At 65.3% G+C, this 16,204-nt stretch carries 17 protein-coding genes; 12 read left to right on the top strand and 5 right to left on the bottom strand.

Going from position 1 to position 16,204, the window contains the following annotated elements:
* The first annotated feature begins 115 nt into the window (after positions 1–115).
* The 3 genes from QSV36_RS22960 to QSV36_RS22950 are packed head-to-tail and all read left to right on the top strand — an operon-like array spanning position 116 to position 2,611.
* A complete protein-coding gene (locus QSV36_RS22960) occupies positions 116–1,393 on the top strand; it encodes a flavohemoglobin expression-modulating QEGLA motif protein (RefSeq protein WP_289134711.1) in 1,278 nt (425 codons plus the stop codon).
* The gene (locus QSV36_RS22955) at positions 1,365–2,288 is read left to right on the top strand and encodes an alpha/beta hydrolase (RefSeq protein WP_289134709.1); all 924 of its coding nucleotides are present in this window, start codon (positions 1,365–1,367) and stop codon (positions 2,286–2,288) included. The genes QSV36_RS22960 and QSV36_RS22955 overlap by 29 nt, the downstream gene beginning before the upstream one ends.
* A complete protein-coding gene (locus QSV36_RS22950; protein ID WP_012270795.1) occupies positions 2,285–2,611 on the top strand; it encodes a PA3694 family proteiin in 327 nt (108 codons plus the stop codon). Before QSV36_RS22955 ends, QSV36_RS22950 begins: the two co-directional genes overlap by 4 nt.
* Positions 2,612–2,789: 178 nt before the next feature.
* On the opposite strand, the gene lptF is transcribed toward QSV36_RS22950, so the two are convergent.
* The 3 genes from lptF to QSV36_RS22935 all read right to left on the bottom strand — a co-directional run bounded on the left by lptF (position 2,790) and on the right by QSV36_RS22935 (position 4,659).
* Complete coding sequence (gene lptF / locus QSV36_RS22945; protein WP_289134704.1) at positions 2,790–3,581, bottom strand: lipotoxin F family OmpA-related lipoprotein LptF; 792 nt, start codon at positions 3,579–3,581, stop codon at positions 2,790–2,792.
* Positions 3,582–3,631: 50 nt separating this feature from the next.
* The gene (locus tag QSV36_RS22940; protein ID WP_225776578.1) at positions 3,632–4,045 is read right to left on the bottom strand and encodes a DUF4398 domain-containing protein; all 414 of its coding nucleotides are present in this window, start codon (positions 4,043–4,045) and stop codon (positions 3,632–3,634) included.
* A 269-nt stretch (positions 4,046–4,314) separates the two neighbouring features.
* A complete protein-coding gene (locus QSV36_RS22935) occupies positions 4,315–4,659 on the bottom strand; it encodes a pilin assembly protein (RefSeq protein WP_225776579.1) in 345 nt (114 codons plus the stop codon).
* Positions 4,660–4,812: 153 nt separating this feature from the next.
* Between QSV36_RS22935 and ppc the strand changes: the two genes are divergently transcribed.
* The 7 genes from ppc to QSV36_RS22900 all read left to right on the top strand — a co-directional run bounded on the left by ppc (position 4,813) and on the right by QSV36_RS22900 (position 12,001).
* On the top strand, positions 4,813–7,440 hold the full coding sequence (gene ppc, locus QSV36_RS22930) for a phosphoenolpyruvate carboxylase (RefSeq protein WP_289134701.1): 2,628 nt from the start codon (positions 4,813–4,815) through the stop codon (positions 7,438–7,440).
* A gap of 257 nt (positions 7,441–7,697) precedes the next feature.
* Complete coding sequence (gene adk, locus QSV36_RS22925; RefSeq protein ID WP_046616115.1) at positions 7,698–8,348, top strand: adenylate kinase; 651 nt, start codon at positions 7,698–7,700, stop codon at positions 8,346–8,348.
* A gap of 137 nt (positions 8,349–8,485) precedes the next feature.
* Complete coding sequence (gene tsaB / locus QSV36_RS22920) at positions 8,486–9,160, top strand: tRNA (adenosine(37)-N6)-threonylcarbamoyltransferase complex dimerization subunit type 1 TsaB (protein WP_289134699.1); 675 nt, start codon at positions 8,486–8,488, stop codon at positions 9,158–9,160.
* 130 nt (positions 9,161–9,290) lie between these two features.
* On the top strand, positions 9,291–9,581 hold the full coding sequence (locus QSV36_RS22915; protein ID WP_225776583.1) for a hypothetical protein: 291 nt from the start codon (positions 9,291–9,293) through the stop codon (positions 9,579–9,581).
* Between the two features lie 3 nt (positions 9,582–9,584).
* Positions 9,585–10,454, top strand: a complete 870-nt coding sequence (locus tag QSV36_RS22910) for a DUF72 domain-containing protein (RefSeq protein WP_289134697.1) — start codon at positions 9,585–9,587, stop codon at positions 10,452–10,454.
* Positions 10,455–10,481: 27 nt separating this feature from the next.
* On the top strand, positions 10,482–11,312 hold the full coding sequence (locus QSV36_RS22905; protein WP_289134694.1) for an isocitrate lyase/PEP mutase family protein: 831 nt from the start codon (positions 10,482–10,484) through the stop codon (positions 11,310–11,312).
* Positions 11,312–12,001, top strand: a complete 690-nt coding sequence (locus QSV36_RS22900) for an extensin-like domain-containing protein (RefSeq protein ID WP_289134691.1) — start codon at positions 11,312–11,314, stop codon at positions 11,999–12,001. Before QSV36_RS22905 ends, QSV36_RS22900 begins: the two co-directional genes overlap by 1 nt.
* Before the next feature lie 10 nt (positions 12,002–12,011).
* On the opposite strand, the gene QSV36_RS22895 is transcribed toward QSV36_RS22900, so the two are convergent.
* Positions 12,012–12,632 (bottom strand): energy transducer TonB, encoded by a 621-nt coding sequence (locus tag QSV36_RS22895; RefSeq protein ID WP_289134688.1) that lies wholly within the window; start codon positions 12,630–12,632, stop codon positions 12,012–12,014.
* 104 nt (positions 12,633–12,736) lie between these two features.
* On the opposite strand from QSV36_RS22895, the gene QSV36_RS22890 reads away from it, so the two are divergent.
* Entirely contained in the window at positions 12,737–13,513 is a 777-nt protein-coding gene (locus QSV36_RS22890) for a class I SAM-dependent methyltransferase (protein ID WP_289134686.1), read from the top strand.
* 147 nt (positions 13,514–13,660) lie between these two features.
* Here QSV36_RS22890 and QSV36_RS22885 read toward each other — a convergent pair whose 3' ends face one another.
* Positions 13,661–14,302, bottom strand: coding sequence for a TetR/AcrR family transcriptional regulator (locus QSV36_RS22885; protein ID WP_289134683.1), 642 nt, complete (start codon positions 14,300–14,302; stop codon positions 13,661–13,663).
* Positions 14,303–14,469: 167 nt separating this feature from the next.
* On the opposite strand from QSV36_RS22885, the gene QSV36_RS22880 reads away from it, so the two are divergent.
* Complete coding sequence (locus QSV36_RS22880; RefSeq protein ID WP_289134680.1) at positions 14,470–16,200, top strand: ShlB/FhaC/HecB family hemolysin secretion/activation protein; 1,731 nt, start codon at positions 14,470–14,472, stop codon at positions 16,198–16,200.
* Positions 16,201–16,204 lie beyond the last annotated feature (4 nt).

The raw sequence follows: 16,204 nt of genomic DNA, 5'->3' as shown, positions 1-16,204 counted from the left end.
GCTTGCCCGCTCCCACAGGTACAGCGCTGATCTTGACTGTGGCGCCGTTCCTGTGGGAGCGGGCAAGCCCGCGAAGAGGCCGGCACAGGTTTCTTGTACTAGTAAGGAGTCCCCGGTGGACGAATACCAGCAAACCATCCGCGCCCTGTCCGACCGTATCGTCGCGGCGCAGACCCCGATCCGGGTCCTGGATGCGGTGAAGTGGGACGACAACATTCGCCAGGGCTTCCTTAAGGCCAAGGGCAAGGAGCCGCCGGCGGTCGACCATGCCTACTATCAGTCGCGCCCGCTGTCGTTCGATTCCAGTGCGGTCAAGGCCGAGTTCCAGGGCATCGAGCGCGACATCATCCGCCAGCTTGGCCAGTTCAACCCGGTCGGGCAGATCATGAAGCGCATGTGCCGCGAGTACCGCATGGTGATCCGCATGCTCGAGGCGCGCGGCACCGAAGACTTCGGCCTGATTTCCCAGGAGCTGTACGGCGCGGCCTCGGATGCCTTCCACGCCGGTGATCCGACCCTGGCCGACCTGGGCCTGATGCTGTCGGACTACCTGAACAACATCGATGGCCTTGGTGACCTCAAGGACGAACCGAAGAACCTCACTGCCAAGGAAGCCGTGGCCATCCTCCAGCGCCGGCTGAACAAGGTGTTCGGCGAAGCGGAGGAAACCATCCGCGTGTTCGAGTCCGACGGTATCGTCGCTGACGCCGCGGCCGGGGCGGACTACATCAAGGTACGCGCCGACGCCATGTTCAATGCCCGTGACGTACGCGCCCTGGAGGTGCACGAAGGGCTGGTGCACGTGGGCACCACGCTCAATGGCCTGAACCAGCCGATCTGTACCTTCCTGGCCAAGGGCCCACCCTCGTCGACGGTGACCCAGGAAGGCCTGGCCATCCTCATGGAAGTGATCGCCTTCGCTTCATACCCCAGCCGCCTGCGCAAGCTCACCAACCGCACCCGCGCCATCCACATGGTCGAGGAGGGCGCCGACTTCATGCAGGTGTACGGCTTCTTCCGTGAGCAGGGCTTCGAAATGGCGCAAAGCTACAGCAACGCCAGCCGCGTGTTCCGCGGCTCGGTGCCCAACGGCCTGCCATTTACCAAGGACTTGTCCTACCTCAAGGGCTTCATCATGGTTTACAACTACATTCAGTTGGCCGTGAAGAAGGGCAAGCTCGAGCAGATTCCGCTGCTGTTCTGCGGCAAGACCACCCTGGAAGACATGCGCACCCTGCGCCAGCTGGTCGAGGAGGGCCTGGTCGAGCCGCCCAAGTACCTGCCCGAGCAGTTCCGTGACCTCAACGCGCTGTCAGCCTGGATGTGTTTCTCCAACTTCCTCAACCACCTGAGCCTGGACCGTATTGAAGCCGACTACGCGAACATTCTCTGAGTGCTGCCGCCTGCTGGCCCTGGGCCTGGCCGTGCTGGTGCTGGGGGGGTGCAGCAGCTTGCTGTTCTATCCCGAGCGTGGCCAGCCATTCACACCCGAGCGGGCCAGGCTCGAGTACCGTGATATCAGCCTGACCACGGCCGACGGTATCCGCTTGCACGGTTGGTGGTTGCCGGCCAAGGCCGGGGTCGCGGTCAAGGGCACGGTGCTGCACCTGCATGGCAACGGTGGCAACCTGCCTGGGCACCTTGGCGGCAGCTACTGGCTGCCGGAGCAGGGCTACCAGGTGCTGATGATCGACTATCGCGGCTATGGCCTGTCCCAGGGCGAGCCGAGCCTGCCTGAGGTGTACCAGGACATTGCGGCGGCCATGGCCTGGCTGGACCAGGCGCCGGAGGTCCAGGGCCAGCCGCTGGTGCTGCTGGGGCAGAGCCTGGGCGGGGCGATGGCCATCCACTACCTGGCGGCACATCCTGAACAGCGCCAGCGCTTCAGCGCCCTGGTGTTCGATGGCGTGCCGGCCAGCTACCGGGCGGTCGGGCGCTTTGCCCTCAGCACCTCCTGGATGACCTGGCCGTTGCAGGTGCCGCTGTCGTGGCTGGTGCCGGATGGCGACAGCGCGATTCACTCGATCGAGCAGTTGCGCAGCCCGCCCAAGCTGTTCTTCCACAGTATCGACGACACCCTGGTGCCGCTGGACAACGGTATTCGCCTGTACCAGCACGCGCCACCACCACGGGTGCTGCAACTGACGCGCGGGGGCCACGTGCAGACCTTCGCCGACCCGACCTGGCGCCAGGTGATGCTGCGTTTCCTCGACGACCCTGCCCATTTCAACGGCCTGCGGCGGCTGGCCGAAGTGCCCAACTACCCTGACGAGAACAACAAGCAATGAGTGAAGAACGCAACGCCATCCCGCTGATCCTGACCGGCATCGGCAGCATCATCGTGACGGTGGGGGCCCTGTGGTACTACGGTTACCTGCATTTCGCCAAGCCCGAAGATGCCCTGTTGCTGCAGGACTTCACCATGCTCAAGACCATCCCGGGCGAGGACTACAAGGTTTCGCTGGACCCGGCAGCGCAGGTGGCGCAGTGCGTGGACGGGGTGCTGGTGCTGTTCGACACCCAGCAGAAAGGCCTGACCGGCGTGCTGGTCGACAACCGCAAGCGCGCGGTGCGTTGCATGGGCGAGGAAACCCCGCAGCAGGTGCAGTGATCCTAGAACTTCATTGCCTGTGCTGGCCTCTTCGCGGGCACGCCCGCTCCCACAGCGATCGCGCAAAGCTCGAAACTGGCGCCGTACCTGTGGGAGCGGGCGCGCCCGCGAAGAGGCCAGTTCAGGCAAAAGAAAGCCCCGCTTCGATCGCGGGGCTTGTCAGTTCAGGTAGGCAGCCTTACTGCTGTACCTGGCTCACCGAACGCGGGGCCACCGGCTGGTTGTCGTTGGAGATGGTCACCTCCACGCGACGGTTTTGCGCACGCCCCGAGTTGCTCGAGTTGTCCGCGACCGGATACTCCTTGCCATAACCCTGGGAAACGATGCGCGCCGGATCGACGCCGGCACGCACCAGCGCCATGCGCACGCTGTTGGCGCGGCGTTCGGACAGGGTCTGGTTGTAGTTGGCCGAGCCGACGCTGTCGGTATACCCCTCGACAATCACCTTGCGCTCCGGGTTTTCCTGGAGGAACTGCGCCAGCTTGGTGATGTTCGGGTAGGCGTTGCTCTTGAGTTCGGCCTTGTTGAAGTCGAACAGCACATCGCCGAAGGTGACCAGGGTGCCGCGGTCGGTCTGCTTGGCATTGAGGCTTTCCTGCAGCTTGGCGATCTGCGCGTCGCGGGCATCCAGCTTGGCCTGGGCACGCTGGGCCGAGGCGTTTTTCAGCTCGCCTTCGGCAGTACGCAGGGCGATGGTCTGCTTGGCCACCTCGACACGCTGGTTGGTGAGGTAGGCCAGCTGGTCGACCTTCTGCTCGTCCTCACGCTCCATGTAGGCCTTGTCGGCCTTGTTCAGCCAGTCCTGGGCGTCCTTGGTTTCCAGCGCCGCGACCTTGCTCGACTGTGGGTCGCTCTGCAGCGCGGAGAAGTTGCTGCGGGCCGCTTCCAGGTTGGCATTCGGGTCGTGCGAGCAGGCGGCAAGGCCGACGCTCAGGGCCAGCAGGGCGGGAATCATGACGTGGTTGCGCATAGTGTTCATCCTTTGATCGTGTGCGAAGGCAGAGGTTGGCGGGGCAGGGCTCACTGAGCGCTGCGCAGGCCTTCCTCACGTACGTCCTGAACGCCCTGGCGGGCATCCTGCACGGCCTTCTGGGCCTTGGCCGCCTGAGCCTTGCGTTCGGCGAGGCGGGCGTCCCACTCGGCCTGCTCGGCCAGGCGCCTGGCTTCGTCGTACTTCTTGTCGTGCATGGCGATTTCGGCCTGCTTGAACTTGTCCTGGGCCGCCTTCATTTCCACGGCGGCAAACTCGGTGCCGCCAGCGCTGACGGCAGAGTTCACGGCAGACTGGGTCACCGCATACTGCTCGGTCGGCGGGTTGCCTGCACAGCCGGCCAGGACCAGGCTACTGCCCAGGGCCAGCGCGGCCAGCCTGAACCCGCGCACCTGCGTGGATGACGGTTTGCAAATGCGGGTTTTCTTGGTGGTCAGTTCCATTGGATCACTCCTGTTTACGACGTTGTCCGTAGCAGTCCATCGCTATTCCCTGACCCCCGCGCGCTTCAGTTCAACGGTGCACAACGGTGTGCAGGGTTTTAGCGTGATGGCTATTGGCTGTGACTGGGTCGTTTTTCGGATAGTTCAGAAAAAAGTGCCGTTTTCAGGCAACTATTTCTGACTGATCGGTCAGTGCTCGCATGACCGGAACTTTCCGCTACTGGCGCGGTATTCCGGGCCTTGCCGGGCCCGGAACAGAACGCAGGGGATCATTTTTCGCTGTCGGCGGCGGGGTTGCTCAGGTCGTGCAGATGCTGCCGCGACAGGGAGAGGAAGCGCGGGGTAGGACCGATGTCCTCGTACAGCGGGTCGCCTTCCTCGTCGGTGGCGATGACCTGCCGGCCTTGCACATAAGGGAAGCTGGCTTCCAGCTCCTCCAGGGCCGCAGCGACCAGTTCGCCGAGCAGTTCCTCCGCAGTACGCTTGGGGTACATGTCGATCAGCGCGGCCAGGCGCGCTTCGGATTCCAGGTCCAGGTGCAAGACATGGCCGGTGCGGCTGAGGGGGCCGGCGGCATTCTGTTCCCAGTGCTGGGCAAGTTCACGGATTTTCATGATGGCCTCTGTTTACGCCTGCTGGTCTGCATGGCTTGGGAGTGCTGTGCTTTCACTTTAGTTTGCTTTGGCTGACCACGGCTTGCCATTGGCGTCCGGCTGTGGGCACTCTTCAGCAGAAGAGGTCCCACAGCCGCGGCGGAGAAAAGGCCAATGACCGATATCGATGTGCGTTTGCGAGAAGATGTCCATGTGCTGGGTGAACTGCTAGGCGAAACCATTCGCCAGCAGCATGGCGAGGCGTTCCTGCAGAAGATCGAGGACATCCGCCACAGCGCCAAGGCCGACCGCCGAGGCGCTGCCGAGCAACTGAGTTCGACCCTGGCCGACCTGGCCGAAGAAGACCTGTTGCCGGTGGCCAGGGCCTTCAACCAGTTCCTCAACCTGGCCAACATGGCCGAGCAGTACCAGTTGATCCGCCGCCGCGATGCCGACCAGCCCGAGCCGTTCGAAGCCCGGGTGTTGCCCGAGTTGCTGGCGCGCCTGAAACAGGCGGGCCACAGTAACGATGCATTGGCCCGGCAGTTGGCCAAGCTCGATATCCAGCTGGTGCTCACCGCGCACCCCACCGAAGTGGCGCGCCGCACCTTGATCCAGAAATACGACGCGATCGCCGGCCAGCTGGCCGCCCAGGACCACCGCGACCTGACCGCGAGCGAACGCCAGCAGGTGCGCGAGCGCCTGCGCCGGCTGATTGCCGAAGCCTGGCATACCGAGGAAATCCGCCGCACCCGGCCGACGCCGGTGGACGAGGCCAAGTGGGGCTTCGCGGTGATCGAGCATTCGCTGTGGCATGCCATCCCCAGCCACCTGCGCAAGGTCGACAAGGCCCTGCTGGAGGCCACCGGCCTGCGCCTGCCGCTGGAAGCCGCGCCGATCCGCTTCGCTTCCTGGATGGGCGGCGACCGTGATGGCAACCCCAACGTGACGGCAGCGGTCACCCGCGAGGTGCTGTTGCTGGCGCGCTGGATGGCCGCCGACCTGTTCCTGCGCGACATCGATGCACTGGCCTCGGAGTTGTCCATGCAGCAGGCCAACGCGGCCCTGCGCGAGCGGGTGGGCGACAGCGCCGAACCGTATCGGGCCGTGCTCAAGCAGTTGCGCGAGCGCCTGCGGGCAACCCGGGCCTGGGCGCATGCGGCCCTGGCCGGCAGCCAACCGGCCGGTGCCGACGTGCTGGTGGACAACCGCGACCTGATCGCGCCGCTGGAGCTGTGCTACCAATCCCTGCACGAATGCGGCATGGGGGTGATTGCCGAAGGCCCGCTGCTCGATTGCCTGCGCCGCGCCGTGACCTTCGGCCTGTTCCTCGGCCGCCTGGACGTGCGCCAGGACGCGGCCCGCCACCGTGATGCGCTGAGCGAAATAACCGACTACCTGGGCCTGGGCCGTTATGCCGACTGGGATGAAGAGCAGCGCATCGCGTTTCTCCAGGCCGAGCTGAACAACCGCCGGCCACTGCTGCCGGCCCATTTCCGGCCACAGGCGGACACCGCCGAGGTATTGGCCACCTGCCGGGAAATCGCCGCCGCGCCGGCGGCCTCGCTGGGTTCCTACGTCATCTCCATGGCGGGTGCCGCTTCGGATGTGCTGGCGGTGCAACTGTTGCTCAAGGAGGCCGGCCTCACCCGGCCCATGCGCGTGGTGCCTTTGTTCGAGACGCTGGCCGACCTCGACAACGCCGGCCCGGTGATGCAGCGCCTGCTCGGCCTGCCGGGCTATCGCGCCGGGTTGCGCGGGCCGCAGGAAGTGATGATCGGCTATTCCGACTCGGCCAAGGACGCCGGGACCACCGCAGCGGCCTGGGCGCAGTACCGGGCCCAGGAAGAGCTGGTACGCATCTGCACCGAGCACCAGGTCGAGCTGTTGCTGTTCCACGGCCGCGGCGGCACGGTTGGCCGCGGTGGCGGCCCGGCCCATGCGGCCATCCTGTCGCAGCCACCGGGGTCGGTGGCGGGGCGGTTCCGCACTACCGAGCAGGGCGAGATGATCCGCTTCAAGTTCGGTTTGCCGGGCATCGCCGAGCAGAACCTGAACCTGTACCTGGCCGCCGTGCTCGAAGCCACTTTGTTGCCACCGCCGCCGCCACAGCCGGCCTGGCGCGAGGTGATGGACCAGCTGGCCGCCGATGGCGTCAAGGCCTACCGCAGCGTGGTGCGCGACAACCCCGATTTCGTCGAGTACTTCCGCCAGGCGACGCCGGAGCAGGAACTCGGGCGCCTGCCGCTGGGTAGTCGCCCGGCCAAGCGTCGCGCCGGGGGCATCGAAAGCCTGCGGGCGATCCCGTGGATCTTCGGCTGGACCCAGACCCGCCTGATGCTGCCGGCCTGGCTGGGCTGGGAAACGGCACTGAGCAACGCCCTGGCCCGGGGGCAGGGCGAACTGCTGGCGCAGATGCGCGAGCAATGGCCATTCTTCCGTACCCGCATCGACATGCTCGAGATGGTGCTGGCCAAGGCCGATGCGCAGATCGCCGAAGCCTACGACGAACGTCTAGTGCAACCGCACTTGCTGCCGTTGGGCGCGCACCTGCGCGACCTATTGTCGCAGTCGTGCCAGGTGGTGCTGGGCCTGACCGGGCAGCCGGTGCTACTGGCGCACAGCCCCGAGACGCTGGAATTCATCCGCCTGCGCAACACCTACCTGGACCCACTGCATCGCCTGCAGGCCGAGTTGCTGGCCCGCTCGCGCAGCCGCGAAGCCGCTCTGGACAGCCCGTTGGAGCAGGCCTTGCTGGTCACCGTGGCGGGGATCGCGGCGGGCCTGCGCAATACCGGCTGAGGGCCGGCGCAGGGTATCCCGGGTGCATGCCAGGCATGGCATGCAGCTGCACGAGGAGGGCGGTTGCGCCGGGCGCAACCGCCAGCCAGGCAAGCCATAGGTGGCGCATTCCTGCAACTTTGGGACGCTTGTCTGGCTGCCGGGCGCTGTGTATCTTGAGCAGCCTTCTGACCGATTTATGGTCATACCCGATTTTCCGGACTTGGCCCTGGTCGCCGAATCCATTGAATTTCATAAAAAAATTTGAGGAGCACGAGATGCGCGTAATTCTGCTGGGAGCTCCCGGGGCCGGTAAAGGTACTCAGGCAAAGTTCATCACCGAGAAGTTCGGTATCCCCCAGATTTCCACCGGTGACATGCTGCGTGCCGCCGTCAAGGCCGGTACCCCGCTGGGCCTGGAACTGAAGAAAGTCATGGATGCCGGCCAGCTGGTCTCCGACGAGTTGATCATCAGCCTGGTCAAGGAGCGCATCGCCCAGCCTGATTGCGCCAAGGGCTGCCTGTTCGACGGCTTCCCACGCACCATCCCGCAGGCCGAAGCCATGGTCGCTGCTGGTGTCGACATCGACGCCGTGGTCGAAATCGCCGTGGACGACGAGGAAATCGTCGGCCGCATGGCTGGCCGTCGCGTGCACCTGGCCTCGGGCCGCACCTACCACATTCAGTACAACCCGCCGAAAGTGGAAGGCAAGGACGACGAGACTGGCGAAGACCTGATCCAGCGCGACGACGACAAGGAAGAAACCGTTCGCCATCGCCTGTCGGTCTACCACAGCCAGACCAAGCCGCTGGTGGACTTCTACCAGAAGCTGTCGGCTGCCAATGGTGGCAAGCCGAAGTACAGCCACATCGAAGGCGTTGGCTCGGTCGAAGCCATCACCGCCAAGGTCCTGGCAGCCCTGAGCTGATCAGCGCCTGACGCCCCCGACCACGGCCCGCTTGCGGGCCGTGGTCGTTTTCGGCCGCACAGCGGCCCTTTAGGGACACGACGCCGCCACTGTTCTATACTGCCGCTCTTTTTTCTTCGCACCTGGAAACCTGTTCGATGACCACCCTGCTGGCCCTGGACACCGCCACCGAAGCCTGTTCCGTCGCGCTGCTGCATGACGGCAAGGTAACCAGCCATTACGAGGTGATCCCGCGCATGCATGCGCAGAAGCTGCTGCCGATGATCAAGCAGTTGCTGGCTGACGCTGGCGTGGCCCTGAATGCGCTGGATGCCATCGCCTTTGGCCGCGGCCCGGGTGCGTTCACCGGTGTGCGTATCGCCATTGGCGTGGTCCAGGGCCTGGCCTTCGCCCTGCAGCGCCCGGTGTTGCCGGTGTCCAACCTGGCCGCCCTGGCCCAGGGCGCCTTGCGCGAGCAAGGCGTGCAGCAGGTGGCTGCCGCCATCGATGCGCGCATGGACGAGGTGTACTGGGGTTGCTACCAGGCCACGGCGGGCGAAATGCGCCTGGTTGGCCGCGAGGCGGTGTTGCCACCCGAGCAGGTGGCGCTGCCGGCAGGCAGCAGTGGCGACTGGTTCGGTGCCGGCACCGGCTGGGGCTATGCCGAGCGCCTGGCAGTGCAAGTGGCGGCCAGCAATGCCAGTGCCCTGCCCAATGCCGTGGATATTCTCAGCCTGGCCAGCTTCGCCTGGGCGCGCGGTGAGGCGATCGCCGCCGAGCAGGCGCAACCGGTGTACCTGCGCGACAACGTGGCGACGCCGAAAAAATTCTGAGTGCTGTTCGTCGGTTAGCGCCGACAGCCGAAAACCTTTTGCGCGATCTGTGGTCCAGTTATCACTCGAGCATTAGCGATGGATGCCTGATGCTGCTAAATTGCCATCATCGATCCTGAGTGCTGATGCCATGCGTATCGACGGTTTTACCCCGCAGTCCTACCCGATCAAGCGCACGCCGCGCAAGGCTGCGGTACGTGACGAGGCCATCGACGATGCCGAGCTGGTCGAAGAGGCTGAAGCCACGCCTCAGGAAGCCACTGCGCGCCGTCGCAGCGGTGGCCTGCCGGCCCGCCAGCAGGACATGATCTTCCCCCGTGCGCGCGACCGTCGCACCGCCACGGCGCTGGCCAGCTACCTGAGCACCGCCGGTTTTACCGACTGGGACATGGAAGTACTGGGGCTGGACCTGTACATTTGAGGGATGACGCCATCCCCCCTGCCTTATTTTCTCGGTTGTCCGTCCTGGAGCGAAAACGCTTGGCGTGACTACCTGTACCCCGCCGACGCCAACAGCAATGAAATGCTTGGCTTGTACAGCCAGGTGTTCAACGCCGTCGAGGGCAACACCACCTTCTATGCGCGCCCGGCCCCTGGCACCATCGCCCGCTGGGCGCAGGTGATGCCCGAGCATTTCCGCTTTACCGCCAAGTTTCCCCGGGATATCAGCCACGCCGGCGACCTGCGCGAGCAACTCGAACCCGCCTTCGCCTTTACCCGCCTGATGGCCCCGCTGGGGCCGCGTGTATCGCCGTACTGGCTACAGTTGCCGGCCCAGTTCGGCCCGGCGCGGCTGGGCGAACTTTGCCAGTTTCTCGATGAGGCTGTGGTGCCGGTGGCGGTGGAAGTGCGCCATCAGGCCTTCTTTGCCAAGGGTGAAGAAGAGCGGCTGCTCAACCGCCTCCTGCACGAGCGTGGCGTGGAGCGCATCTGCCTGGACCCGCGTGCGCTGTTCAGCTGCACCTCGCGCGACCCGGCAGTGCTGCATGCGCAAGCGAAAAAGCCCAGGGTACCGCCACGCCCCGCAGCTTTCAGCCAGCACCCCCAGGTGCGCTTCATCGGCCATCCGCAATTGGAGGCCAACGAGGCGTTTCTCACCCCTTGGGTGGACAAGGTGGCCGGTTGGATCGAGGAAGGCCGCAGCCCGTACATCTTCCTGCACACTTCGGACAACCGTCTGGCCGCTGCCCTGGCCCAGCATTTTCACCATCGCCTGATGCGCCGCCTGCCCGGGCTTGCCGCACTGCCGGAATTGCCGCGTGCGCCCGAGGTCGAACAACTGGGGCTACTATGAGCGCTCCTGACTGCCGGAGGTTGAACCATGGATGTGCAAACCCTGCGAGCCGAAGCCTTCAAGGCACTGCATGAGCGTGACAGTGCTTTCGTCATCCCCAACCCGTGGGATGCCGGCTCTGCCAAGTTGCTGGCCAGCCTGGGCTTCGAAGCGCTGGCGACCACCAGCGCCGGTCTGGCTTTCAGCCTGGGCCGGCCCGATGCCGAAGGCGCCTTGAGCCTGGACGATACGCTGGGCAATGCTGGCGCAATCGTCGATGCCACGGCACTGCCGGTGGCGGCGGACTTGGAAAACGGCTTTGGCGACCTGCCGGAAGATTGCGCCCAGGCCATTCTGCGCGCTGCCGAAGTGGGCTTGGTGGGCGGTTCCATCGAAGATGCCAGTGGCCGTAGCGATAGGCCGATCTATGACCTCGGGCAGGCGGTAGAGCGTGTGCGCGCAGCTGTGCACGCCGCGCGCAGCCTGCCGTTCCCGTTCACCCTGTGCGCGCGGGCCGAGAACCTGTTGCACGGCCGCCTGGACCTGGACGACACCATCCGGCGCCTGCAGGCCTATGCCGAAGCCGGCGCCGATGTGCTCTATGCGCCCGGGCTGCGCACTGTCGAGGAAGTCCGTGCGGTGGTGCAAGCCGTTGCGCCACGGCCGGTCAACGTGCTGATGGGCATGCCAGGCGTGCCATTGAGCGTCAACCAGCTGCAGGACCTCGGTGTACGCCGCATCAGTGTCGGCTCGTCGCTGGCCCGCGCCGCGCTGGGGGCTTTGCACCGGGCCGCGCTGGAAATTCGCCAAGAGGGCACGTTCGGCTACGCTGACCAGGCCTTGCCGTTCGCCCAGCTCAACGAGCTGTTCCGCCGCTGATGCGGGTCGTGCCGACGCTGCTGGTCGGCCTGCTGGCACTGGCCGGCCTGGCCTGGCACTTCGGCTGGCGTCCGCCGCCGGTGTGGAACCCCTGGGCTCCGCTGGACGTGCGCCAGCCGCCCAACCTGCTCACCCCGTACAAGCTGTCACGCCTGCGAGATGACCCGCTACTGTGTCGCCAGGCGCTGTCAACCAGCCGCCTGCGCTACCGTGCGCAAGCCGACAGCTCTCCAGCGGCCGTCTGCCCGCTGCACAATGTATGGCGCATCGAAGGCGGCCAGGCGCGGCTGAGTAGCAGCTTCCTCGCCAGTTGCCCGCAGGCAGTGGCCTACGCGCTGTTCGAGCAGCACGGCTTGCAGCCAGTGGCGCAGCGGGTGTTGGGCCAGCCGGTAACCCAGGTCGATCACCTGGGCAGTTTTGCCTGCCGCAACCTGTACCATCGCAAACAGGGCAGCCTGAGCCAGCACGCCACGGCCAACGCCCTGGATATCAGCGGTTTTCGCCTACAGGACGGTCAGCGTATCGTGCTGGCGCGTGACTGGCAGGCGGGCGGGCGCAAGGCGGACTTCCTGCGCGAGGTCCAGCAGGCGGCCTGCGACAGTTTCAGCACGGTATTGGGGCCAGACTACAACGCGGCGCACCGCGACCACTTTCACCTGGATATGGGGCGCTGGCAGATCTGCCGCTAGCCTCAGGCTATCAGGCGTGCACGCGCACGTTGTTCAGCACCACCGGGCGCGCCCAGTGCAGGTCGAACGCCAGCTCGGTCTGCTGCTTGGCCAGGGTGCTGTCGTCGTACGGTTCGGGTGCCGGGTCCAGCAGGTCGGTCTCGAATTCGGCGATGGGCAGGAACAACGGCCGTGGCGCTGGGCCCGGGCCAGGCTCGGCAAGCGGCTGGCCCTGGCTCATCACCACCGGGCGTAGCCAGCTGTTGCTGATATCCAGCTGACGTTGCTGCTCGATCAGTTCGACTGCGCTGAATGGCTCGGGGGCGGGTGGTAGCAGGTTGGCTTCGAGTTCGGCCTTGGGCAGGAACAAGGGCTCGGGCGGGGCCACCACGGTGTCTTGCACCGGGCAGGACCGCTGCGCGTCGATCAGTGCCAGGGCACGGGCACCGCCGATGGGTTCACCTGTGTCCTGATCATGACGGACGAACGACTGGCTGACGCTATCTGCTGGCTCTTCCTGCTGCTCGGCCATCGCCCGGGCAAAAAAATCCTGCCACAGGTGGCTGACGCCCCCGAGTGCCTGGGTGTTGTGCTGACTGTAGTTGCCGACAGGCGACAGGTAGGTCAGGCCGATGGGAAGAGTATCTGTCATGGGCAGTCGCGCGCGTTGTGCTCTGGCAGAATAGCGGAATATTGCCTGTATCGGCCGTGATGGCCGATACCTTAATGGCTGGGTTCAATTTTCAGGTGTGAATGATGGAAGAGCAGGGCACAGGTATCCGGGTCGAGGCACTGTCGGCGGAATTCGAGGGGCAAGCTGCGGCGTGGGCCGAACGCCTCGGCCTGCCGCTACGGGACGAGGCCGCCGGGTTTGCCGTACAGGTCGGTGTCGATGGCCTGCAGATCCAGCAGTTGGGCCCGCAGGCACCGGGGCCGGTACGGGTGGACTTTGTCGAGGGCCAGGCTGCGCACCGGCGCCAGTTTGGCGGTGGCACCGGGCAGATGATCGCCAAGGCCGTGGGGATTGCCCAGGGGGTACGGCCGCAGGTGCTCGATGCCACGGCCGGTCTGGGCAAGGACGCCTTCGTGCTGGCCAGCCTGGGCTGCCAGATGACCCTGATCGAACGCCAGCCGCTGATCGCCGCGCTGCTGGAGGACGGCCTGGCGCGGGCCCGGGCTGATGAAGAGGTGGCGCCGATCGTCGGGCGCATGCGCCTGCTGACCGGCAATGCCATCGAGCGCCTGCGTGCCTGGGAAGGGGAGGCGCCGCAGGTGATCTACCTCGACCCGATGTTCCCGCACCGTGACAAGAGCGCATTGGTGAAGAAGGAGATGCGCGTATTCCGCCCATTGGTGGGGGATGACCTGGACGCCCCGGCGCTGCTTGAAGCGGCCTTGGCGCTGGCCAGCCACCGAGTGGTGGTGAAGCGCCCACGCAAGGCACCGATCATCGACGGGCCGAAACCGAGCCACAGCCTGGAGGGCAAGTCGAGCCGGTATGACATTTACCCGAAGAAGGCGCTGAAGGCCTGAACCCCACGGGTTGCAATAGCCCTGCAGGAGTGGCCCTGCGTCGCGATGGGGCGCGCAGCGGCCCGCAGATTTCAGCTGCGCCACAAACATTGCCGGGGCTGCTTCGCAGCCCTTTCGCGGCAAGGCCGCCCCTGCAACCCAGTGGTATCAGGGTTGAAATGCCCGCAAGAACACCGCGACCACCTCGCGCACATGCGCCTCGGCCTCATCGCCCTCCAGCGGCCTTGCACATCCGAGCAGCAAGCGATAATCCGGGGCGCCCTTGACCAGGCAGAAGAAGTGCTCCGCCGCCCGCAGCGGGTTGTCGATATGCAACAGCCCGCGCGCATGCGCCTCGCGCAGCAGCGCTTCCATCCCCGTCAGCACGCGCTTTGGCCCGGCTTCGTAGAAATACTCGCCGAAGCTCGGGTCCAGGCTGCCCTGGGCCATGATCAGGCGGCAGAGCTTGACTGCTTCGTCACTGCTGATCAGCGCCTGGAAGCCGCGGGCAATGCTCAGCAGCACCTCTTCCACCGGGGCGCCATCGGGGTACTCGAACAGCAGGTCGGGCAGCTGGATCTGGCAGGTGGCCATGACCGCTGAGCCGAACAGCGTCTGCTTGTCGGTGAAGTGGCTGTACACGGTAAGTTTTGAAACACCTGCCGCCGCAGCGACCGCATCCATGCTGGTGTTGGCATAACCAAGGCTGAGGAACAGCGCCTTGGCCGCTTCGAGGATCGCCTCGCGCTTGGCCAGGTCCTTGGGCCGGCCCGGGCCGATGGGTGCGTCGTTGGACATGGGAACCCGCATCTTTTCTAAAGGATGACCATCTTACCGGCTCGAACGGCTTGCGGCTGCAGGTAAAACCCTGGAACAGGAAAGTCATGCCATGCGTCGATGTCTGGTTGATATCAGATTTAAGGCCTAATAGCATCACCGGTTTTTTCGCCCTACTGCTTAGTTTCGAAGGATCGAACATGCTTTCCCCCTCCCTGAGCCCGCGTGCCGTTGGCCGGCTCGCATGCGCCCTGTTGGCCATTTTCGTGGGTGCTGCCAGTGCGGCGCCGATGGGCACCCCCGGCGACCAGGACCTGATTCGCGAGCGCCAGAACCGCCTGCTGGAAGAGCAGCAGCGGCGTCTGCAACAGTTGAAGGAGCTGCCTGGCAAAGGCGCCGAAACGGTTGCACCGGCCAAGCCCGTCGACAGCCGCTGTTTTCCGATCAACGATATCGTGCTGGATGGCGCCGATGCGCTCTCTCCCTCGGAGCGCGAGCGCCTGCTCAAACCCTATCTGCGCCAGTGCCTGGGTGTCGTGCAGCTCAACGCGCTGCTCAAGGACATTACCGACCTCTACATCCACAAAGGCCTGGTCACCAGCCGCGCCTACCTGCCCCAGCAGGACCTGTCCAGCGGCCACCTGAAAGTCATCGTGGTGGAGGGCCGCCTGGAAGGCCTGAAACCGGCAGCAGGCAGCAAGCTGTCGGCGCGCGAACTGGACATGAGCTTTCCTGGCCGGGTTGGCGACCTGCTGGACCTGCGCCAGATCGAGCAAATGGTCGATCAGCTCAACCGCCTGCCTTCCAATCAGGCGCAAATGGAGTTGACCCCGGGCAAAGCGGTGGGTGGCAGCGAGGTGGTCGTGCGCAATACCGCGCAAAAGCCCTGGCGCGTGGGCCTGTCGCGCAGCAACGACGGCCAGCGCAGTACCGGTGAGCAGCAGTGGGGCAGCAGCCTGGAATGGGACAGCCCGTTGGGCCTGGCCGACCAGCTGATGCTGCGGGGCAGCCACGATGCCATCAGCGACCACCAGAAAACCTCGCACAGCGCCATGCTCTACTACAACCTGCCGTTCGGCTGGTGGAACCTCAGCTACAGCTATAGCCAGAGCGAGTACCGCTCGCTGGGCGAGGCTTCGGGGTTCAACTTCAAGCAGACCGGTGACAGCCAGAACCACCAGCTGCGCCTGGAACGGGTGGTCCACCGCGACGCCCAAAGCAAGACTTCGCTCAACACCGGCCTGAGTTACCTGCGCACCAACAACTTCATCGAAGACAGCAAGCTGGACACCAGCAGCAACCGCCTGAGTGAAGCGCAGTTCGGCATCAACCACGGGCGACGTCTCGGCAACGCCTTCGTCAACTTCGACCTGGGCATGCAGGACGGCATCGGCGCCTTCGATTCCCAGCGCGAAGACCAGCGCAGCAGTACCGGCAAGCGCCAGCCCAACGCCCGCTACCGCAAGTACACCGCCACGGTCAGCTACTTGCAGCCGTTCACGCTGTGGGGGGAGTCGCTGGTGTTCAGCAGCCTGGTAACCGGCCAACGCAGCGAAGACCTGCTGTTCAGCCCGCAACGCATGAGCCTGGGCAGCCAGTCGTCGATCCGGGGTTACAAGGACCAGAGCCTCAATGGCGACAGCGGCTATTACTGGCGCAACGATGTGCGCTGGAGCCGGCCGGTGGCCTGGGACTGGTTGCGGCCGGTGCTGAGCGAGTATGGCCTGGGCCTGGCCTACGATGTCGGCGCCATTCGCCATGATCGCTACAACAGCGGGCAAAGCGGCCGGCTGTCCAGCGATGCGCTCGAGCTGTTCGCCCGCGGCAAGCACCTGTCCGCCAGCGTGACCTTCGCCCACTCGCTCGAGCGACCCGCCGCCATCGAGGCGCGAGAAACGCCGGTCTACTTCCGCCTGGACTTCTTCCTTTAACACC

The organism is Pseudomonas sp. BCRC 81390 (assembly GCF_030341915.1).
Lineage (GTDB): Bacteria > Pseudomonadota > Gammaproteobacteria > Pseudomonadales > Pseudomonadaceae > Aquipseudomonas.
This window is presented reverse-complemented; position numbering and strand designations above follow the sequence as displayed.